The organism is Methylobacterium sp. Leaf466 (genome assembly GCF_001425565.1).
Taxonomy (GTDB): Bacteria; Pseudomonadota; Alphaproteobacteria; order Rhizobiales; family Beijerinckiaceae; genus Methylobacterium.
In genome coordinates, this window is the sequence record NZ_LMRC01000034.1 from 241,640 (window position 1) to 261,998 (window position 20,359).

Consider the following 20,359-nt stretch of genomic DNA (forward strand, 5'->3'; position numbering starts at 1 on the left):
CGTCCTGGTCCATCTTGCCGACACGGGCCAATCGCGACCCTGCGATCCGTGCCGGAGAGTCGACATGCGACGAGTCGCGGTCCGGTTGCAAATCGTCTGCCACCCGGCCTCGCATCCCGGTCCCGGCGCGAGCCTCACACCGGCCAGCGCGCCTCGCGGTAGGCGCCGTCCCAGAACATCCATTCGAGCTGGGTGGCGCGGGTGAAGGCCCGGTGCATCCGCTCGCGCAAAGAAGGCGAGGCGTCGGCCGCGGCCTCGTCCGTGGCCGCGATCATCTGCGCGACGGCGGTGGCGAACTCCTCGCCGGCGTAGGTGTCGATCCAGGCCTGGTAGGGGTTGGCGGAGGCCGCCCGCGAGAGGATGTCGGTGCCGACCTCGGCGTAGATCCAGAAGCAGGGCAGCAGGGCCGCGAGCACCACCTCGTAGGGCTCGCCGTAGGCGGTGGCCATGAGCGAGGAGACGTAGTGGTCGCAGGCCGGCGACAGCGGCGTCTGCGCGAAGGTCCGCGCATCGATGCCGTGATCGCGAAAGAAACCGCCGTGGAGCGAGCGCTCCACCACGATGGCGGTCTCGGCGGCACGGGCGAACTGCACGATCCGGTCGGGGTCCGGCGCCTTGGCGGCGGCGAGCGCCAGGGCCCGGCCGAAGCCGATCAGGTAATGCGCGTCCTGCACGATGTAGTGGACGAAGCGGGCCGGGCTGAGGGTGCCGGCGGCGAGCTCCGCGTTGAAGGGCATGGTGCGGATCGCCTCGTAGGCGTCCGCGTTGCGCGCCCAGGCATGGGCCGAGAAGGCGGTCATGCGCCCGCCGCCTCGAACGACAGCGTCACGCCGTGCCGCGCCTGGGCTCCCGGTGCCAGCAGGCGTTGCGCATCGCGCTCGGAGAGATCGCCGGAGAACCCGGCCCAGTCGGCGTGCCCGGTCCAGCATTCGAGGGAGAGGAAAGGCGCGGTCGGCTTCGTCCAGACGGCGAGGTGGGGGAAATCCTCCGCTTCGAGGCGGATGGCGCTGCCGTCGGGACCGGCAAAGCGCATCCACCGGCTCTTCGCGTCGAGGACGACCAGGGCTTCGGTGAAGATCTCCGGATCGAGGGGGAGGGTGTCGCCGTCGAGGGGCAATGGCTGCTCGTCGCGCAGGAGCAGGCCGCCCTCGCCGACCTGCGGGGCGAACGGCCGCTCGGAATGCTCGAACACCACCGCGTAGCCGGCGCCGGCCGCACGCTCGCCCCCGGCGAACGGCCAGGGGAAGGCCGGGTGGAACCCGAGGCCGTAGGGCAGGGCGGTCTCGCCGGTGTTGTCCACCACGATCGTGAAGGCGAGGCGGCCGGGGCTCACCGTGGCGGTGATGTCGAGGGCGAAGGCGAAGGGGTAGTGCGCGCGCGTCGCGGCGTCGTCGCCGAGCCGCAGGGTGACGGAGTCCGGCGCCTGCGCCGCCACCGCGAAGGGCAGGTCGCGGGCAAAGCCGTGCTGGGCCATGGGGAAGGTGTCGTCGCCGACCCGGACGCGCCCGCCGGCGCTGGCGCCGACCACCGGGAAGAGCCACGGCGCATGGCGGTTCCAATGGGCCGGGTCGCCCTCCCACAGGTACTCGCGCCCGGCGACGATCCAGGACACCGGCTCGGCGCCGTGGAGGGCGATGGTGGCCGCCGTGCCGTCCGCGGCTGCGATGGTGATCGTGTCGCTCAAGCCGATGCTCCCCCTGGCGTCTCTCCGGCACTGTGCCGCGCCCTGCGGCCTTGCGCCAGACGCCAGGCTTCGAACGTCACGAGCGGCCATAGCCCGACCGCATGGTTGCGCCGCCCCGACAGGTGCTCGTCGAGCATCGCCCGCACCAGGCCCGTGTCGAGGAAGCCGCCGCCGGCGTCGGGCGCCCGCAGCAGGTCGTTCGCATAGGCGCGCAACGGGCCGCGCAGCCAGGCGGCCAGGGGCGGGGCGAAGCCCTGCTTCGGCCGCTCGAACAGGGCCGGCGGCACGTGGCGGGCGAGCACCCGGCGCATGAGCCACTTGCCCTTGCCGTCCCGCCGCAGCAGCGGTTCCGGCAGGCTCCAGGCGAAAGCGACGACGTCGCGGTCCAGCAGCGGCACCCGCGCTTCCAGCCCCACCGCCATGCTGGCACGGTCGACCTTGGCGAGCACGTCGTCGGGGAGGTAGCTCAGGGTGTCGAGGCGCCGCATCCGCTCGAGGAGCGCGCCGTCCGCCTCCTCGTCGAGGGGGTGCGCCAGTCCCGGCACGCCGCGCGCCAGCGCCTCCGCCGCGGGGTTGAGGGTGAGGAGGCGGGCATAGAGCCCGAAGCCGTCGCCCGACAGCTGTGCGGCCGCCTTGCGCAGGCGGTCGGCGGCATCCGGCCCGCCCCAGGGCCGGGGCAGGGCGCGGCCGAGGATCGCCAGGGCCCCGTGTGGCAGGGCGAGGACCGCGCCGGCGGCGAGGCGGCGCAAGGGGGGCGGCACCGGCTCGGCGCGGGCCGCGAAGCGCAGGGCGAGGGCATAGCGGTCGTAGCCGGCAAACAGCTCGTCGCCGCCGTCGCCCGAGAGCGCCACGGTGATCCCGGCCCGCCGCGTGGCGGCGCAGAGGAGGTGGGTCGGCAGGCCGGATGGGTCGGCCAGGGGCTCGTCGTAGATCTCAGGCAGATGCGCCACGAGGGCCAGCGCATCCGCCTCGCGGACGGGGATGGTGGTGTGGTCGGTGCCCAGGTGCTGGGCCACCCGCGCGGCGGCGTCGCTCTCGTCGAAGCGCGGATCGTCGGTGAAGCCGGCCGCGAAGGTCTTCGGGGCCTGTCCGTGCGCGGCCATCAGGGCGACCACCGTGGAGGAATCGATACCCCCCGACAGAAAGGCGCCGAGCGGCACGTCGCTCGCCATCTGCCGCCGCACCGCCGCCGCCAGCAACACCTCGAGCCGTTCCACCGCGGCTTCGTCCGACCCCCGGAACGGATCGGCCCGGCCGGCGCGGACGACATCGTCGAGGCGCCAATAGGCGCTCGTGCGGGGGGCCTCGCCGGGGCGCCAGCACAGGAGGAAACCGGGGGCGAGCTTGCGCACACCGCTGAGGATCGAGCCCGGTGCGGGCACGTAGCCGTGGCGCAGGAGGCTCGACACCGCCGCCGGATCGATCCCGGGCGCGAACTTCGGGCAGGCGGTGAGCGCGCTCAGCGTCGAGCCGAACAGCAGGCGCTCGCCATAATGCGCATAGAACAACGGCTTCACGCCGATGCGGTCGCGGGCGAGCCACAGGCGGCGCTCGTGGCGGTCGTAGGCCGCGAAGGCGAAGATGCCCTCGACCCGGTCGAGGGCGGCCGCGACGCCGTGGCGGGCGATCAGTTCGACCAGGACCTCGGTGTCCGAGGTGCCGGCGAAGGTGTGCCCGCCGTCGGACAGGTGCCGGCGTCGGTCGGCGGCGTCGTAGAGTTCACCGTTGTACGTCACCACCCAGCGCCCGTCGCGGGAGCGCATCGGCTGGGCGCCGGCGGCGCTCACGTCGAGGATGGCGAGGCGGCGATGGCCCAATGCCACGCCGTCTTCATGCCAGACCCCGCGCCCGTCCGGCCCGCGGTGGGCGAGGGCGTCGGTCATTGCGGCGGCGAAGCGCGCGAGCCGCTCGGGCGAAAGGCGAGGATCGACGAGGCCGGCGATGCCGCACATGCGCGAAGGGTCACCCGTCGACGTGAACGGGCCCCTTCGCGATGTGCCGGGGCCTGCCCGGCAGGCTTTAGTCCACCGTCTTCAACTGATCCAGGGCGACCTCGCCGTTCTGGCTGCGGAAGCGCGGCGAGCCGCCGCTCGACTGGGAGACGCCGTTGATCTGGTGGTCGCCGCTATCGTAGGTGGTGCGCTTGCCGTTCTCCTCGATGACGAGGCGCTGCTTGTCCGGGAAGAAGGCGTAGCGCAGGTCGTTCTGGCCGCCGCTGGTGGAGGGCCGGCCGAGTTCCTGCGGCCACCAGGCCTCCGAGCCCTGCATCGGCTTCATCGGTTCCATGGGCTTCATGGGTTCCATCGGCTTCATCGGTTCCATCGCGGTCGTCCCGTGGTTGCTGTCGCTGGCACGGGAGACGCTCGAACGGCGCCTTCGGTTGCATCGCGCCGGGTCGGTCATGCCGGCGATGCGGCGTGCGCATGCCCGCGGGCGGCCCGATGTCGGCAGCGGGCGGGATCACATCCGTGCGGAGGATCCGGTCATGGGCGGGGCCTCGGCCCGCGCCAGCGACGCTCCGGCCTGTCGCACCAGGGCGGCGCCCTTGCGCACCAGTGTGTTGCGCGCGCGGCGCGCGACCCAGACCAGCCCCGGATCGATCGCCATGGAGCGGGAGAACTCGCTCTGCCGGATCGCCTGGGCGTCGCTCTCGACCTTGCGCGGGTCGTCGTAGAACGCGCCGATCTTGGAGGCGTCCATGCCCGGCGTCGCCAGCCAGCGCGGGATGTGGACGTTGCACAGCAGGTCCACGTCGGTGAGCACCCGCTTCACCCCGACGCCGGGGGCCGGGCAGGTGGTGCAGAAGGCATCGCCCACCAGCACGACGCCGTCGCGGCGGTGCCCCTGCGAGAGGGTGAGGTCGATCGGGCGCACCTGCACCCGGCCCGCGACCCCGAGCCCGCCGCAGATCCCGCCGAGGTTCGGCATCAGGGCGCCGAGGGTCTCGGCCGGGTTCTGGCGAAACGCCCTGGTCCAGGGGTCGTTGGCCTCGCGGTAGACGAACAGGTTGGCGCGCATCGTGTCGCGGATCGGAAACAGGGTCAGGTAGGCGACCCGGTCGTAGCCGGTGCCGTAATAGGCGAGGGACTCGAACGGGTAGGCGTAGGCCGGCCGGTCGAGGTCGAACCCCAGCGACAGCGAATGGGCCTTGCGGGTGTCGACTCGCGCGATGCCGACCATGCGGCGGATGGCGTCGCCGAGCCCCGTGGCCACCACGACGAGCCGGGCCGCGATCGCCCGGCCATCGGCCAGCGTCACGGTCTGGAGGCCGGGCCCGGCCTCGATCCCCGCAACGCGGCCGACCATGAAGTCCACCGCCGCCGGCATGGCCCCGCGCAGGGCGTTGACGACGTCGGAATAGCCGTAGCCGTACTCGCGCCCGCGATGCCGCGCGACGAGACGGCCGAACCGGTAGATGTCGATGCTGTCGATGGCCGTGGCGGCGCCGAGCGCGGTGTCGGCGAGCCCGAGAGGCTCGAGCATCGCGACGTGGGGCGGGCCGAGTTTTTCGGCCCGGAACTCGGGCGGGAAGACGCGGTGTGAATCGACAAGTGCCACCGAGCGGCCGGCCCGGGCCAGCACCGTCGCCGCCGCCGTCCCGGCGAGGCCCGCGCCGATGACGACGACCTCGACCTGCGTCGTCGACGGCATCTCTGTCTGGTCCATCGTCGACATCGTCCCGGGCGGTCTGTGCGGCGTGCTCGCGCACTGCGCGCCGCCTCGATCGGAGCGTCGCCCAAAGCCCTGACGGTCCGATTAACGGGACGGCCGAGATCCGGGGTGATCCGGTCGTTCCCGCATCGGTTTTTCGCCGCAAGCCGCAGAAATCCGCGTTTGCGGGACCAAAAATGCCTAACGAATGGTCAATCTATTGAATTGATGCCCGCTGCCGCGGCGCGGGAGGGCCGAGATCAGACCTTTCACGGGCTCGCGCGAACCCACGCCGACCCGGCATCTCCAAAAATGCTTGCGCGATCGGCCGTTAGCCGCCTCAGGTTCGTTGCAGCACCGCAACAGAGGGAGGGAACTTCCGGCAATGACACGAATCCGTGTTGCTTGGAGCGGGGGGTGTCGTCCAAGGTATATCAGCACGGGGGCAAACCCCGGCAACGCCCGCGGTTCCGGCAACGGACGCGACGGGTTCCTACTAGCAAGTACGGGCGGGCCGGTTGCGACCTTGGGGGTCGGAATTGAGATCTGCATAGTCTTTGGTCTCGAAACTCTGGAGATAACAATGAGGCTCTTAAAGAGCTCGCTCCTCGGGTCTGTCGCGGGGGTTTTCGCGGTAGCTGGAGCGCAGTCTGCCGATCTGCCGGTCAAGAAGGCCGCCCCGATCGAGTACGTGCGTGTCTGCTCGGCTTACGGCGCCGGGTTCTTCTACATCCCCGGCACCGACACCTGCCTGCGCNCTGCCGGTCAAGAAGGCCGCCCCGATCGAGTACGTGCGTGTCTGCTCGGCTTACGGCGCCGGGTTCTTCTACATCCCCGGCACCGACACCTGCCTGCGTCTCTCGGGCCGCGCCCGTTTCGAAGTCGGCTACGCCCCGACCGACAGCCGCTCCGGCGGTGGTAACGGCGACCTCGTCGGCTACCGTGGCCTCGCCCGCATCAACCTCGATGCCCGCACCCAGACCGGCTACGGCACCCTGCGCGCCTTCGCCCGTATCGAGTTCGCCTCCCGCACCGGCGCCACCCAGGGCTTCGCCTCGGGCACCCAGCAGCGCCAGGGCAACGCCTTCGGCGCCACCGGCCAGGACTTCTCCGGCCGCGCCCAGCAGTTCGTGAACACCGACAAGGCGTTCATCCAGTTCGCCGGGTTCACCGCCGGTCGCGCCTCGTCGTTCTTCGACTTCTACGCCCACGACTTCGAGCTCCAGGGCGTGACCGCCGGTTCCGACCTGCAGTCCACCAACCTGCTCGCCTACACCACCAAGCTCGGTGCGAGCGGCTTCAGCGCGACCCTGTCGCTCGAAGATCCGGTGTTCCGCCGCAACACGATCTACTCGCAGGAGTTCGTGCAGCTCGGGTCCGGCCTCGGCTCGGTCGCGCCGCAGCGCGTCCTGGTCGGAACGGTCGGTGGCATCCCGGCCTTCCAGACCGTGGACGTCTCCCAGCGCAGCCGCATGCCCGACTTCGTCGGTGTCCTGCGCTACGACGCCGCCTGGGGCTCCGCTCAGCTCTCGGCCGCCGTCAAGGAGCTGAACACGAACAACTTCATCGCCGGGTCGACCGCCCCGGGCGCCCTGACCCCCGGGTTCATCCTTCCCGCTCTCGGTTCCGCGGTGCGTCCGTCGTCCGAGTACGGCTGGGCCGTCCAGGGTGGCGTGAAGATCAACATGCCCTTCATCGCGCCGGGCGACACCTTCTACCTGCAGGGTGCCTACGGCGAGGGTGCCACCACCTACACCGGCCAGACCTCCTACTCCGGCACCTACTCGTCGCGTGTCAGCACCATCAACGGTGCGGCCTTCGACCCCTACTACTCGGATGCGACCCTCAACCCGTTCACCGGCAAGATCGAGACGTCGAAGAGCTTCAGCGTCGTCGGCTCGTTCCTGCACTACTGGTCGCCTGAGTGGCGCTCTGCGGTGTTCGCCAGCTACTCGGAGCTCGAGTTCGCTCGCGGCGCCCGTCAGAACAACGCTCTCGCCTACGCCGGCGCCGGCGCGGCGACGAACAACAACTTCACGGGTATCGTCGGCACGCGCTCCTTCGCGCTCGCCCCGACCCTTCGCGACAACTACCAGATCGTCGCCGGCGCGAGCCTGATCTGGTCGCCCGTCAAGGACCTCGATATCGGTGTCGAGGGCATCTACACCAAGATCGGCGTCCAGCAGGGCCGGGTCATCGACCAGACCCGCAACGCTCCGCTCACCGCGGCGCAGATCAATGCCGGTGCCGCCGTCCGCACCGTCACCGCCGACGACACCTACCAGGTCCGCATGCGCGTCCAGCGCGACTTCTAGGACCCGACATCCTCCGGCGCGGCGGGTGCCGCGCATTCGCGTTTCGACCGGCGAGCGACGGCTCGCATCGCCGACACGATCGAACGACGCCCCGCCGACTCCCGTCTCCGCACGAGGCTCCGATGACGCTGATCGAACGCCTGAAGTCCTACGCCGCCGACGCCTTCCGGCTCGCCGCGCCGGAGGTCGCCGATCCGGCAGAGGACGAGGCCCTGGCGGCCATTGCGCTGCTCGTGCATGTGGCACGGGCCGACGGCACCCTGGCCGCGCCCGAGGCCGAGCGGCTCGCCCGCCTCGTCGAGGGTCGCTATGCGCGCTCGCGGCCCGAGGCCGATGCCCTGATCGCCCGCGCCACCGCCTTCGACGCCGAGACCCGCGACATGGCCGAACTCGTCGAGCGGATGGGGCACNGCGCGCTCGCGGCCCGAGGCCGATGCCCTGATCGCCCGCGCCACCGCCTTCGACGCCGAGACCCGCGACATGGCCGAACTCGTCGAGCGGATGGGGCACGACGCCGATCGCCCGGAGCGGTTGCGCCTCCTGGCCATGGCCTGGTCGGTGGCCAGCGCCGACGGCGCCGTCCACGAGTTCGAGGAGGCGCTGGTCTGGCGCCTTGGTGGCCTGCTCGGGCTCGGCGAGGACGAGATCGTGCGCGCCCGCTCCGGCCCGGCCCCCATCGGCTGAACCGGACCGATGATCGTCAGCCTGACGCTGATCCTGATGGCGCAGCTCGTCGGGGAGGCGGCGGCGCGCGGCGCCGGCCTGCCGGTGCCCGGGCCCCTGATCGGGATGGCCGTGCTCCTGGCCTTCCTCGGCCTGCGTGACCGGGCCACCCGCCTGTCGGAGCGGGTGCTGCCGCGCSCCCTCGTCGACGGAACCCTGGAGGGGACCGGCAAGGGCCTGCTCGCCCACCTCTCGCTGCTGTTCGTGCCSGCCGGGGCCGGCATCGTCGGACGCCTCGACGTCATCGCCGCCCATGGCCTCGCCATCGCCGTGGTGGTCCTGGTCTCCACCCTCCTCACCCTGGCGGCCACGGCCCTGACCTTCGTGGCGGTGGCGCGCCGGATGGCGCCGCGCGACGACCCGCGATGAAGGGGGATTTCGCCGTCTGGGTCTAYCTCTCGCACACGCCGCTGCTGTGGCTGACCGTGACGCTGCTCGCCTACGGCGTCGCCGAGCGGGTCGCGCTGGCCACCGATCGGCACCCCCTTGCCAACCCGGTGCTCATCGCCATCGTCCTCACCGCCACGGTGCTGTGGCTGACCGGCACGCCCTACGCGACCTACTTCGAGGGTGCGCAGTTCGTCCACTTCCTGCTCGGGCCGGCGACCGTCGCCCTGGCGATTCCCCTCTACGAGTACCGGGCCACGGTGATGCGCGCCCTGGTGCCGATGCTGGCCGCCCTCGTGGTCGGYTCGCTCGTGGGGATCGTCTCGGCGATGAGTCTGGGGCTCATGCTCGGTATCCCCCGCGACGTGGTGGTGGCGATGAGCCCGAAGTCGGTGACTACGGGCGTCGCCATGGGCATCGTCGAGACCTTGGGAGGCGATCCGACCCTGGCCGCCGTCCTCGTCATGCTCACCGGCATGACCGGCGGCATCCTGGTGACGCCACTGATGAACCGCCTGCGGATCGAGGACCGGCGCGCCCGCGGCTTTGCGGCGGGCCTGGCTGCCCACGGCGTCGGCACCGCCCGCGCCTTCCAGGTCAGCGCCGTGGCCGGCACCTTCGCCGGCATCGCGCTCGGCCTCAACGCCTTCCTCACCGCGATCNGCCCACGGCGTCGGCACCGCCCGCGCCTTCCAGGTCAGCGCCGTGGCCGGCACCTTCGCCGGCATCGCGCTCGGCCTCAACGCCTTCCTCACCGCGATCCTGGTGCCGGTCGCGGTGGGGTTCTTGCGCTGAGGGCCTATTCGGCGGCGACGGGCTTGGGCATGTCGCGCGGCACGAACCGGCCGTCGTTGCCGGCCTGCATGTCGAGGCGGCGGTCGTGGAAGGCGTGCAGGGTCGAGCGGTGGCCGATCGAGACGATGGTGGTGTCGGGCAGGCGCTCGCGCAGCATCCGGTAGATCCCGGCCTCGCTGGCCTCGTCGAGGGCGGCGGTCGATTCGTCGAGGAACAGCCAGGCGGGCTTGGCCAGCACCGCCCGGGCGACGGCCAGGCGCTGCTGCTCGCCCCCCGACAGGCGCTGGTCCCAGGCATCGACCTCGTCGAGGCGGTCGACGAGCTGGGGCAGCTGGGCCGCCACCAGCGCCTCGCGGATCGCCGCGTCCGGGAACTGGTCGGTGGTGTTGGGATAGACCACGGCGCCGCGCAGGGTGCCGAGCGGGATGTAGGGCCGCTGCGGCAGCACCAGGGCCGACTGGCCCGGCGGCACGTCGATGCGGCCCCGGCCGAACGGCCAGATGCCGGCGATCGCCCGGAACAGGGTCGACTTGCCCGAGCCCGACGGGCCGGTCACCAGGGTGGCCGATCCCTTGGCCAGGGCCAGGCGCTCGGCCGCCACGATCTCGCGCCCGTCCGGCAGCGCCAGGGCGAGGCCGGCGGCGGTGACGTCGCCCGCCGTCTCGTTGCCCTGGACGAGGCCGTAGCCCGCCCCGTTCAGCGCTTCCGCCTTGGTCATCGCCCGCTTGAACGAGGTCAGGCGGTTGGTGTTGGCGCGGTAGGAGGCGATGGTGGTGTAGGACGAGATGAAGAACGACAGCGACGACTGCACGTTGGCGAAGGCGCCGGCGGTCTGCTGGAACTGGCCGAGGGTGATCTTCTTCGTGAAGTAGGACGGCGCGGCCAGGATGTAGGGGAACACCACGCTGATCTGGCTGTAGGACAGGGTGAAGCTGCCGAGCTTGATCCGTCGGTAGATGATGTCGACGAAGTTGCCGATCACCGCCCCGAACAGGTCGCGCAGCCGCAGCGTCTCGGCCCGCTCGCCGCGCAGAAGCGCGATCTGCTCGGAATAGATGCGGGTGCGCGCCAGCGAGAAGCGGAAGTCGGCCTCGACCTTCTCCTGCCGGAAGTCGAGCCCGATCAGCGGCCGCCCGATCAGGTGGGTCAGCCAGGTGCCGATCACCGCGTAGCCGACCACCAGCCAGACGAGGAAGCCCGGCACCACCGTGTCGGTGAAGGGCAGCGCGAAGTCGCGCGACAGGCCCCACAGGATGACCATGAACGAGACCAGCGTGGCCGCCTGCGACAGGAGCCGGATCGACAGGATCATGGTCTGCTGGATGAACAGCCGCACGTCCGCCTGGATGCGCTGGTCCGGGTTGTCGGCCGCCTCGTCGGTGAACGGGATGCGGTAGTGCACGCCCGCATCGAGCCAGCGCTCGGACAGGCTGCGCGTCAGCCAGGTCCGCCAGCGGATCTCCAGCGTGGCGTCGACGAAGGTGTCGAACATCCCGATGACCACCCAGATGGCGGCCAGGGGCGCGAAGACGAACAGCAGTTGATACCAGAACGCCTCGGCGTTGTACTCCTGCAGGGCGTTGAACAGGTCGCGGTACCAGAAGTTCAGCCGCAGCTGCAGGGCCACCTGAGCGAAGGTGATGAAGATCGAGAGCGCAACCAGCCGCTGCCCGATCTTGCCCTCGGTGCCGCCGAAGAAGCGGAACGGGCCGATCTCCTTGGTGGGGGCGTCGTGCGTGGCGAAATACGGGTCGGCGATCAGCGTGATCGCGCGGATCGGCTCGAGGTAGGAGATGCCAAGCACGATGGCGGCGAACACCACCGCGCCCGTGGCGGCGAAGGCGGGCGGCAGCAGGGCGGCGATGGTGCCGGGCAGGATGCCCAGGCCCGCGAGCTGCTGCGCGCCGGCCAGGGTGACGTAGCCGATGCCGTACATCGCCACGAAGATCTTGAGGAAGGCCGAGAGCCGCACCGAGGCGTAGAGGATGCCGGCCATCGCGAGGCCGCTCAGGGTCACGTAGAGCGGGGCCGCGGGCGCGCCGGGCACCAGCACCGGCGTGAAGAGGAGAACGAGGACGAACACGGCCGTCACGGCGGCCTGGAGGCCGAGGCCCGTTCTCAACACCGCCATGCGCGTCCCCCCGTCGTCGTCTCGTGGTGTCGGTCGTCTCGCGGGCGCCTGACCCCGCCGCAGTGACCATCGGACATGGCGAGATCGTGGCACGTCCCAGGGCGCGGCCGCGACGACGATGCCGCATGTAAGGCCCCCACGGGGGGGCGGCGGCGCTCGGGGAAAAGCCGATCGGAGCGGGAGGTCGGAGCGGGAGGGCCGTCCCCGCGAAAAATCCTACTGCCAGTCCCAATCGTTGAACCCGAGTTCGCGGCAGCGGTAGCCCACCGGGCATTCGGGGTTGTCGCGGGTGGGCACGAACCGCAGTTCCGCGATCTCGCTCGTCTCGCAGAAGCTGCGATCCTTGACGAAGCGTTCGAGGGCCGAGCCGCCGGCGTTCAGGAGGATGGCGCCGCTCTTCTTCACGAGGCCCATCGCCTCCGAACAGACCATGCGCTGAACGGCGGCACCGGGCTGCGCCTGCGCGCCAGCCGGCAGCGTGAAGCAGAGGATCAGGGCGAGGACGGTCCGGTTCGACACGGGGACTTGGCGCCGTTCCTGTTTCCGATGGCGCCAAGCATGGCAGTTTCCGCGCCCTGCGAAAAGGGCTCGGCCGTCTGGAAGAGGGCTTAAGCCCGAGGAATGACCGGCACGGACCCAGGCTGCGCCGGCATCCGTTCGAAACACGGTTGCCAGTGTCTTGACGCAGGCCGCCGTAGAGTGGGCGACCGGGGCTGCCGCCGGCTTGTCGACGGGGCCGCCGCCGGCTCGTCGACCCAGGCTACCGCCGACCTGTCTTACCTGGCCTGCCGCCGGCTTGTCTTACCTGGGCTGCCGCCGGCTTGCCGCAATCGCGGAGTCTACCCGGCGGCTCGGCCCGGTTCGTCGCGCGAACTGGGCTCCCATTCTTCAGGTCGGGATCGAGACCGTCTCGTTCCCGCGCCGCCACAGACGGGACGACCGGTAGCCATGGCCCAGCTTTCGACCATCGACCTCGATGCCGTGCGCGCGGCGCCGCTCTCGCGTGAGCCCTACAGCTTCTGCCTGGGCACGGACGTGCTCCGGCCCGAGGCGATCGACGAGATCCGCCAGGATTTCCCGGCGATCGCCAAGCCGGGCTACCTCACGGTGGACGAGGTCGCGCTCAAGGGTCGGTTTCGCGACCTGATCGAGGAACTGGAGAGCGACGCGTTCTCGGTGATCCTCGGCGAGAAATTCGGGATCGACCTCGTCTCCTGCCCGCGCCTGACCACGATCATGAAGCGCTCGCAGCTCAAGTACGGGTCGATCCACACCGACGGCCCGTCCAAGGTGCTGACGCTGCTCGTCTACATGAACGACGCCTGGGACGCGCCGGCCGCCGGCCGCCTGCGGGTGCTCTACGACGGCAAGAACTACGCCCCCTTCGCCGTCGAGGTGCCGCCGACCATGGGCACGATGTTCGCCTTCCTGCGCGCCGACAACTCCTGGCACGGCCACGAGCCGTTCGAGGGCGAGCGCCGGGTGGTGCAGGTGGCCTGGGTGAAGGATGCCGCGGAATTGGAGCGCAAGAAGAAGCGCAACCGCACCGCCCAATTCCTCAAGGGCATCTTCGGGCGCTGACCGGCGGTCGAAGTAACGAACATCCCGCAGTGTGGTTCCAAAGCGGCTTCACAGGGTTCCACATCCTGGTTTATGAATCATGAACCGGGAGGGGGAGCGATGGCGCAGGGGCTCGACGGGACGTTCGGCCCGACGCTTGTCGACGACGCGTGCCCGGAGTCCGACGGCCGTTCCCTGCTCTGGCTGGTGGTGCCGGTGGTCCTGGCCATCGGCTGGGGCATCTTCTTCGCCTACACCGCGATCTACCTCGCCGACGACACGGTTCAGCGTCCGCACCGGGACAGCGAGCGGGCCGAGGCGCGCACGGAGGCGAGTGCCTTCGTCATGATGCCGGAACCGGCGCGGCAGCCGGCCTCGTTGCGTCCCTCCCGCGGGCTCGACCGGCCCGCTTCGCCCGCCGAGCCGGCCGCCACCGACGCGATCCCGCCCGACGCGGCGGCTGCCCAGCTGGCGTCGCCGGTCCCGGCCAAGGCCGAGCCCGTGATCGCCGTACCGGCCGGTATCCCGCGGGCCGCGGACATCGAAAGGGCCGAGTTCGTCGGGCTGTGGGGGCCGACTCCCGCCGCCTGCCAGGCGCCCTCGCGCCGCCACGGCTACATTCCGGCCCGGATCACGGCCGGCGGCGCCAGGGCCGGCCGTACGATCTGCACGTTTCGCGACGGCCGCCGTGCGGGCAGCGCCTGGGTCGTGGCCGCCGAGTGCAGCGACCGCGGCCGGCGCTGGTCGTCCCAGGTCCGCCTGACCGTGGACGGCGACCGGCTGACCTGGTCGAGCGGCAAGGGCGCCTCGGCCTACGTGCGCTGCGGCCGCCGCGACGGCTGAGCGGCCGCCGCGACGGCTGAGCGGCCGTCGCCCGACCGGCCCCACGACGTCTCGCCGCGCGTGTTCTTTTCGCTGGCGCGGTTGTGCAATCCCGCTACCGTGACCACAACCGGCGGCCGAGGGGGCGCGCGCGGACGACGAGCGATACCTGCCGCATCTCATGGGCCGACACGCCGATTCCACCGCCCTCCCGGGCCGCATCCTCGCTCTCCTGCCCCAGGACGGGACACCGGTCCTCAACCGTGTCATGCGGGCCCTGATCGCCCGCGACGGCGAGCGCCCCGTCCCGGCCGAGACCTATTTTTCCGCCTGCGACGACCTCGTGGGCATGGGCCGGATCGGGCGCCTGCGCGGGCAGGGCGGCCAGATCTTCCTGGTGGCGGCCTCCGCGACCGAAACGGCGGAGCCTTCGTCCGAGTCCGTCGAGGACGGCTGGGCCGAGGCCCGGCTGATGGCGCCGCTGCAACTCTATCTCGAAGGCGCCTTCCGCAAGGGCCTCGACCTGGGCGACGGGCTCTGCCTCGTCCAGGACACCTCGGGCATCGGCCCGCGGCGGGGGCAATGGGCACGGCCCGACTTCCTGCTGGTGTCCGCCCTCCGGTTCCGGCTTCTGCCCGGCGCGCAGATCGACGTCCATGCCTTCGAGCTCAAGACCGAGGCCGGCGGCACGGTCCAGGCGGTCCACGAAGCCCTGGCCCAGACCCGGTTCACGCACTTCGGGCATCTCGTCTGGCACCTGCCCACGGGCGCGCGCAGCGAGGGACGGCTGCCCGAGATCGCCTCGCAATGCGCCACCCATGGCATCGGCCTGATCCGCCTGCGCGATCCGCGCGAGCCGGACCTCGCCGAGATCCTGCTCGACCCCGTGCGCAAGGCCACGGTCCCGGCGATCGTCGACGGGTTCCTCGAATCGCGGCTCACCCGCGAGAACCGGGCGAGGCTCGTGCGCGTCCTGGCGGAGACGGTATCATGAGCGGCAAGCACGAGACCGGCAAGCACGAGGCTGGCAAACGCGCTTCGGGCAAGCTCGTGGCCGTGGCCAACATGAAGGGGGGCGTCGGCAAGACGACCACCGTGGTGATGCTCGCCGAGGCCCTGGCCGCCGATGGCGCCAGGGTGCTGGTGGTGGACCTCGATCCCCAGGCCAGCGTTTCGGTCTGCCTCGCGGGCGAGGAGATCCTCGGGGAGATGATCGCCAAGGGCCGCACCCTCGAGGCCTACCTCGCGCTCAAGCTGATCCAGAACGAGAAGCCGATCCTCGCGCCCCGTATCCGCGCCAACGTCAGCCTGACCACGCATGGCAACGAGCCGCTCGCCCTCTCGCTGCTGCCGGCCGGACCGTACCTGCGCCTCGTCGAGCGCGAGCTGATCTAAGAGCTGACCGGGCGGAAATACTCGATGCACGCCATCGAGGGGCAGCTTTGGACGCTGTTCCAGGACGACTTCGTCCCGCTCGCCGCGATCTACGACTACATCCTGTTCGATTGCGCGCCGGGCATCTCGCCGATGACCGAGATCGCGGTGCGCGGGGCCGACCTCGTCCTCGTCACCTCGATCCCGGACTACCTCTCCACCTATGGGCTCGACGCCTTCGTCCAGACCATCTAAGGCTCGGGGCGCAAGCGCCACAGCCGCCTGGCGCCCAAGCGCCTGCCGCACGTGCTCGTGACCCGCTACCAGCAGAACGTCCGCCAGCATCAGCAGACGATCCTGCGCCTGGAGGAGGAGGCCGCGGCCGAGGACGCCGGCTTTCGCCTCCTGACGACCCGGATCCCCCAGGCGGCGGCGCTGTCCGAAGCCCTGATGCCGCGGGAGGTGCCGCCCACCTTTTCGGGCAAGTACGGTCCGCACGTTTCCCAGGTGCTCATCCCCCTCGTCGCGGAACTGAAGGAGATTCTCCATGGCGCTTGATGTCGACGGTTTCGCGATCCTCAAAGCCATCGTGGCCAGGCCGGAGGCCTTCCCCGACATCCGGGCGGAGGTGGCCAAGACCGGGCGCGCCCTGGTGGTCAAGCAACTCAAGGCCAAGACGCTCCCGCTCGCGGGCGTCCGGGCGTCCGGGCGATCCACGCGGGCCTCGGGGCGGAGACCTTCGCCCTCGTGGTCGACGGCCTCACCGACGCGGAATCCAGGACCCTCGTCGCCCGCCTCGACAAGAACCACCCCGACCTCAAGGCCGCGACCCCCGACTGGCCGCGCCGGCATCTCGTCGCGCTGGCCGGCGGCACCGACCCGGTCGCCAAGGTGGCCGCCAAGCCGGCCACTAAGCCGTCCGAACCGAAGGCGCTCGCGCCCAAGAAGCCGAAGTCGACCCGCGCGCTCGGCAGCGCCGCCTTCGCCGCGACATGGGACGGCAAGGACCACGATGCCAAACCCAAGGGGGGCAAGAAGGGCAAGTCGGCCTGATCCCAGCGCGGATCGCCACCGCGTCTCCTGCTGCCTTCGACCCATAGATGCCAGGGTCGATGCTAGGACGGTCTGTCCCTTCGTCACGTCGTTCCGGCTTCGCCTGTACCCACCCGCGAACCTCGTCCCAAGGCGCCCCTTGCTTTGGCGCTTCAGGACGAGGTCGCAGGCGGGGGCGACGTTCCGACCGAGGCGATCACGCGGTGAAGATCCCGCGTGTCCCACCCATGAAAAAGGGGCCGCCTTTCGGCGACCCCTCTTCTTTGGATGGACTGGAGGCGTGGACTTAGAAGTCCATGCCGCCCATGCCGCCGCCCATGCCGCCGCCGCCGGGCATGCCGCCGCCGCCGCTCTCCTTCTTGGGAGCATCGGCGATCATGGCCTCCGTGGTGACGAGCAGGCCGGCCACCGAGGCGGCGTCCTGCAGGGCGGTGCGCACGACCTTGGCCGGGTCGACGATGCCGGCCTGGATCATGTCGACGTACTCTTCCGTCTGGGCGTTGAAGCCGTAGGTGATCGAGTCGGTCTTGTCGGTGATGCGGCCGACCACGATCGAGCCCTCGACGCCGGAGTTGGCGGCGATCTGACGGATCGGGGCTTCCAGGGCCTTCAGCACGATCTTGATGCCGGCCTGGACGTCCGGGTTGTCGCTCTTGAGGGCGCGGACGGCCTCGCGGGCGCGGAGCAGGGCGGTGCCGCCGCCGGGGACGATGCCCTCTTCCACCGCAGCGCGGGTGGCGTTGAGCGCGTCGTCGACGCGGTCCTTCTTCTCCTTGACCTCGACCTCGGTCGCGCCGCCGACGCGGATGACCGCGACGCCGCCGGCGAGCTTGGCCAGGCGCTCCTGGAGCTTCTCACGGTCGTAGTCCGAGGTGGTCTCCTCGATCTGCGCCTTGATCTGGCCGACGCGGGCTTCGATCTCGGTCTTCTCGCCGGCGCCGTCGATGATCGTGGTGGTCTCCTTCTCGATGCGGATGCGCTTGGCGCGGCCGAGCATCGGCAGGGTGACGTTCTCGAGCTTGATGCCGAGGTCCTCGGCGATCATCTGGCCCTGGGTCAGGATCGCGATGTCCTCGAGCATGGCCTTGCGGCGATCGCCGAAGCCCGGAGCCTTGACGGCCGCGACCTTGAGGCCGCCACGCAGCTTGTTCACGACGAGGGTGGCGAGCGCCTCGCCCTCGATGTCCTCGGCGATGATGACCAGCGGCTTGCCGGTCTGCACAACGGCCTCGAGGACCGGGAGCATCGCCTGGAGCGACGAGAGCTTCTTCTCGTGGATGAGGATGTAGGGGTCCTCGAGCTCGGCGACCATCTTCTCGGCGTTGGTGATGAAGTACGGCGAGAGGTAGCCACGGTCGAACTGCATGCCCTCGACGACGTCGAGCTCGGTCTCGGCGGTCTTGGCCTCTTCGACGGTGATGACACCCTCGTTGCCGACCTTCTGCATGGCATGGGCGATCATCTCGCCGATTTCCTTGTCGCCGTTCGACGAGATCGTGCCGACCTGGGCGACTTCCTCGGACGAGGCGACCTTCTTGGCGCGGGCGATGATGTCCTTCACCGCGGCGGCCGTGGCGAGGTCGATGCCGCGCTTGAGGTCCATCGGGTTCATGCCGGCGGCGACGTACTTGGCGCCTTCGCGCACGATCGCCTGGGCCAGGACGGTGGCGGTGGTGGTGCCGTCACCGGCGATGTCGTTGGTCTTCGAGGCCACTTCGCGCAGCATCTGTGCGCCCATGTTCTCGAACTTGTCGGAGAGCTCGATCTCCTTGGCGACGGTGACGCCGTCCTTGGTGATGCGCGGCGCGCCGAAGCTCTTCTCGATGACGACGTTGCGGCCCTTGGGGCCCAGCGTGACCTTCACCGCGTCGGCGAGAATGTCGACGCCGCGCAGCATCTTCTCGCGGGCGTCGGAGGCGAAGCGGACTTCTTTCGCTGCCATGTGTCGGAATCCTTATGAAGTGGGGAGCCCCGCGGCGCCGCGGGCGGCGCCCTCGAAGGGCTCGTGGAGACGGAGAAAAAGCGAAGGCGGACCCGACTTTAGGCGACGACGCCCATGATGTCGGATTCCTTCATGATCAGGAGGTCCTGACCGTCGATCTTGACCTCGGTGCCGGACCACTTGCCGAACAGCACGCGGTCGCCGGCCTTGACGTCGAGGGCGTTGATGCGGCCGGCCTCGTCGCGGGCGCCGGGGCCGACGGCGACGATCTCGCCCTCTTGCGGCTTCTCCTTGGCGGTATCGGGGATGATGATGCCCCCCTTGGTCTTCTCTTCGCCTTCGATGCGGCGGACGACGACACGGTCGTGCAGCGGACGGAACTTCATGAGCTGCCCTCTTGCTTCAAATTCATGGATGGCGTTGATGCGGCCGAAGGCACGCTCAACCCGGCGCCGTTAGCACTCTCGATCGGTGAGTGCCAGCGATGGCTGCGGATTAGGCGTATGCCGGCCGCGAGTCAAGGAAAACCCTCGGCGCAACCCCCGTGTCGCGGTGGATTCGGTCCCCGCGGGCCCCGCCGTGCGAGGACGTTTCACTCTCCCATGATCAGTCTCCAGGGGCCGCACGGCGCGGTCGACCATGCCGGGCCGCCCGGGGCGCCGAGGGTGCCCGATCACGCGATCTGGATCGACCTGAACGACCCGAGCGCGGAGGAGGCCAGGGCCGTCGAGGAGGCCACCGGCATCCGCGTGCCGTCCCGCACGGCGCTCAGCGAAGTCGAGAACTCGAGCCGCCTGCGCCGGACCAAGGCCGGGCTGTCGCTCAGCACCCCGATGATCACCTTCGACAAGGTCGATTCGCTCTTGAAGCCCCTCGGCTTCGTGCTGACGCGCGACCGCCTCGTCACGGTGCGGTTCCACGACCTGCGCGCCTTTTCCGAGGTCAAGACGCGCATCGCCGAGCAGGACGGCCCGGCGGCCACGAGCACCGAGATCTTCCTTCTCCTGATGGAGGAACTCGTCGACAGCCTCGCCGACGCGCTGGAGGAGATGGGGGCCGACCTCGACACCCTCTCCACCCGCATCTTCGATTTCGACGTGAGGGGCGGCGGTACCGCCTCCGGGGCGGTCGTGCCGCGCCGTCGCGATCTCGCCCTGCGGCGGATCCTGCGCAGCATCGGCCGGCGCGGCAAGGCGCTGGGCAAGATCCGCGCGACCCTGCTCGGCCTCGAACGCATCCTGCCGTTCGTGGCCGGCGAGTGCGAGGGCGTCCTGGGCGTCGAGCAGGTGCCGCGCTTCGAGACGATCCGACGCGACATCGCCTCCCTCGCCGAGTTCGAGATCCGGCAGTCCGAGAACGTTCAGTTCCTGCTCGACGCGACCCTGGGACTCATCAGCATCGAGCAGAACAACACCTTCCGGGTGCTCACCGTGGTCTCGGTGGTGGGCGTGCCCCCGACCCTGGTCGCGTCGATGTACGGCATGAACTTCAAGCACATGCCGGAACTCGACTGGATCTACGGTTATCCCTACGGCCTGTCGCTGATCGTGATCAGCGCCCTGCTCCCGCTCCTGTACTTCTGGCGGCGCGGCTGGTTTTGAGATGCAGTTGCGGAGTGCTCGGGCTATCCACCGACGATCTCGCAACTTTTAAGGGCGAACTCCAGGGCCTCCCACGCTTGGAGGGCTGCCTCCCGCGGTGTCAGGGCCCGGTGTTGAACTGCAAGTTGCAGAACCGCCAGATTTGCGCCACAGATTCGGGCCGCATTGAGGCTGACTTCGCCAGCCAGCGTTCTCTGGAGTAGCTCGCGTTGAAATAGTTCGACAAGGGTAGCGCCTTGCTTGAAATGATTATCCGACGAGAACATTTGTCGATACCTTTGATAAGGCGTGGCAATATATATGTGCGTTTTATTTTGATCA

Annotated in this window: 18 protein-coding genes and 3 pseudogenes; 12 read left to right on the forward strand and 9 right to left on the reverse strand. The window is 70.1% G+C overall.

Annotation, left to right across the window (positions count from 1 at the left end):
* Nucleotides 1-134 precede the first annotated feature (134 nt).
* The 5 genes from ASG59_RS17280 to ASG59_RS17300 all read right to left on the reverse strand — a co-directional run bounded on the left by ASG59_RS17280 (nt 135) and on the right by ASG59_RS17300 (nt 5,350).
* A complete protein-coding gene (locus ASG59_RS17280) occupies nt 135-800 on the reverse strand; it encodes a TenA family protein (protein ID WP_056410303.1) in 666 nt (221 codons plus the stop codon).
* The gene (locus ASG59_RS17285) at nt 797-1,684 is read right to left on the reverse strand and encodes an aldose 1-epimerase family protein (RefSeq protein WP_056410305.1); all 888 of its coding nucleotides are present in this window, start codon (nt 1,682-1,684) and stop codon (nt 797-799) included. Before ASG59_RS17285 ends, ASG59_RS17280 begins: the two co-directional genes overlap by 4 nt.
* Nucleotides 1,681-3,636 (reverse strand): asparagine synthase (glutamine-hydrolyzing), encoded by a 1,956-nt coding sequence (asnB, locus tag ASG59_RS17290; protein WP_082528822.1) that lies wholly within the window; start codon nt 3,634-3,636, stop codon nt 1,681-1,683. The genes ASG59_RS17285 and asnB overlap by 4 nt, the downstream gene beginning before the upstream one ends.
* A 67-nt stretch (nt 3,637-3,703) precedes the next feature.
* Nucleotides 3,704-3,979 (reverse strand): hypothetical protein, encoded by a 276-nt coding sequence (locus ASG59_RS17295; protein ID WP_347379717.1) that lies wholly within the window; start codon nt 3,977-3,979, stop codon nt 3,704-3,706.
* A 165-nt stretch (nt 3,980-4,144) separates the two neighbouring features.
* The gene (locus ASG59_RS17300) at nt 4,145-5,350 is read right to left on the reverse strand and encodes an NAD(P)/FAD-dependent oxidoreductase (RefSeq protein WP_056410309.1); all 1,206 of its coding nucleotides are present in this window, start codon (nt 5,348-5,350) and stop codon (nt 4,145-4,147) included.
* 370 nt (nt 5,351-5,720) lie between these two features.
* Here ASG59_RS17300 and ASG59_RS21360 point away from each other — a divergent pair.
* The 6 genes and pseudogenes from ASG59_RS21360 to ASG59_RS17320 all read left to right on the forward strand — a co-directional run.
* Nucleotides 5,721-6,092: porin (locus ASG59_RS21360; protein ID WP_244475744.1), on the forward strand; the 372-nt coding region annotated here is incomplete at its 3' end.
* 1 nt (nt 6,093) lies between these two features.
* Nucleotides 6,094-7,650: pseudogene (locus tag ASG59_RS17305) on the forward strand (porin); the annotation flags it as partial.
* Nucleotides 7,651-7,772: 122 nt separating this feature from the next.
* Nucleotides 7,773-8,060: TerB family tellurite resistance protein (locus ASG59_RS20740; RefSeq protein WP_210168514.1), on the forward strand; the 288-nt coding region annotated here is incomplete at its 3' end.
* 1 nt (nt 8,061) lies between these two features.
* Nucleotides 8,062-8,334: pseudogene (locus tag ASG59_RS20745) on the forward strand (TerB family tellurite resistance protein); the annotation flags it as partial.
* 9 nt (nt 8,335-8,343) lie between these two features.
* Nucleotides 8,344-8,742, forward strand: coding sequence for a CidA/LrgA family protein (locus ASG59_RS17315; RefSeq protein WP_056410312.1), 399 nt, complete (start codon nt 8,344-8,346; stop codon nt 8,740-8,742).
* A partial coding sequence (locus tag ASG59_RS17320) for an LrgB family protein (RefSeq protein ID WP_056410517.1) occupies nt 8,739-9,422 on the forward strand: 684 nt, incomplete at its 3' end. The genes ASG59_RS17315 and ASG59_RS17320, both read left to right, overlap by 4 nt.
* A gap of 137 nt (nt 9,423-9,559) precedes the next feature.
* Here ASG59_RS17320 and ASG59_RS17325 read toward each other — a convergent pair.
* Together ASG59_RS17325 and ASG59_RS17330 are read right to left on the reverse strand one after the other, a co-directional pair.
* Nucleotides 9,560-11,686 carry an ABC transporter ATP-binding protein/permease gene (locus ASG59_RS17325; protein ID WP_056410314.1) on the reverse strand — a complete coding sequence of 709 codons (2,127 nt, stop codon included), beginning with the start codon at nt 11,684-11,686 and terminating at the stop codon, nt 9,560-9,562.
* 216 nt (nt 11,687-11,902) lie between these two features.
* A complete protein-coding gene (locus tag ASG59_RS17330; protein WP_244472359.1) occupies nt 11,903-12,163 on the reverse strand; it encodes a hypothetical protein in 261 nt (86 codons plus the stop codon).
* Between the two features lie 471 nt (nt 12,164-12,634).
* Here ASG59_RS17330 and ASG59_RS17335 point away from each other — a divergent pair, with 471 nt between their 5' ends.
* From ASG59_RS17335 to ASG59_RS20750, 5 genes and pseudogenes are all read left to right on the forward strand, one after another.
* On the forward strand, nt 12,635-13,267 hold the full coding sequence (locus tag ASG59_RS17335) for a 2OG-Fe(II) oxygenase (RefSeq protein WP_056283242.1): 633 nt from the start codon (nt 12,635-12,637) through the stop codon (nt 13,265-13,267).
* Between the two features lie 99 nt (nt 13,268-13,366).
* A complete protein-coding gene (locus ASG59_RS17340) occupies nt 13,367-14,089 on the forward strand; it encodes a hypothetical protein (protein WP_056410316.1) in 723 nt (240 codons plus the stop codon).
* A gap of 160 nt (nt 14,090-14,249) precedes the next feature.
* Nucleotides 14,250-15,062 (forward strand): hypothetical protein, encoded by an 813-nt coding sequence (locus ASG59_RS17345; protein WP_055886793.1) that lies wholly within the window; start codon nt 14,250-14,252, stop codon nt 15,060-15,062.
* Nucleotides 15,059-16,000: pseudogene (locus tag ASG59_RS17350) on the forward strand (AAA family ATPase). The gene ASG59_RS17345 and the pseudogene ASG59_RS17350 overlap by 4 nt, the downstream one beginning before the upstream one ends.
* Before the next feature lie 189 nt (nt 16,001-16,189).
* Nucleotides 16,190-16,495: a hypothetical protein gene (locus ASG59_RS20750; RefSeq protein WP_056410318.1), complete on the forward strand. Its 306-nt coding sequence runs from the start codon at nt 16,190-16,192 to the stop codon at nt 16,493-16,495.
* Between the two features lie 286 nt (nt 16,496-16,781).
* Here ASG59_RS20750 and groL read toward each other — a convergent pair whose 3' ends face one another.
* Nucleotides 16,782-18,437, reverse strand: coding sequence for a chaperonin GroEL (groL, locus tag ASG59_RS17360; RefSeq protein WP_055886792.1), 1,656 nt, complete (start codon nt 18,435-18,437; stop codon nt 16,782-16,784).
* A 98-nt stretch (nt 18,438-18,535) separates the two neighbouring features.
* The gene (gene groES / locus ASG59_RS17365; protein ID WP_055886789.1) at nt 18,536-18,823 is read right to left on the reverse strand and encodes a co-chaperone GroES; all 288 of its coding nucleotides are present in this window, start codon (nt 18,821-18,823) and stop codon (nt 18,536-18,538) included.
* Nucleotides 18,824-19,039: 216 nt separating this feature from the next.
* Here groES and ASG59_RS17370 point away from each other — a divergent pair, with 216 nt between their 5' ends.
* Entirely contained in the window at nt 19,040-20,038 is a 999-nt protein-coding gene (locus ASG59_RS17370; RefSeq protein ID WP_056410320.1) for a magnesium transporter CorA family protein, read from the forward strand.
* The last annotated feature ends 321 nt before the right edge of the window (nt 20,039-20,359 follow it).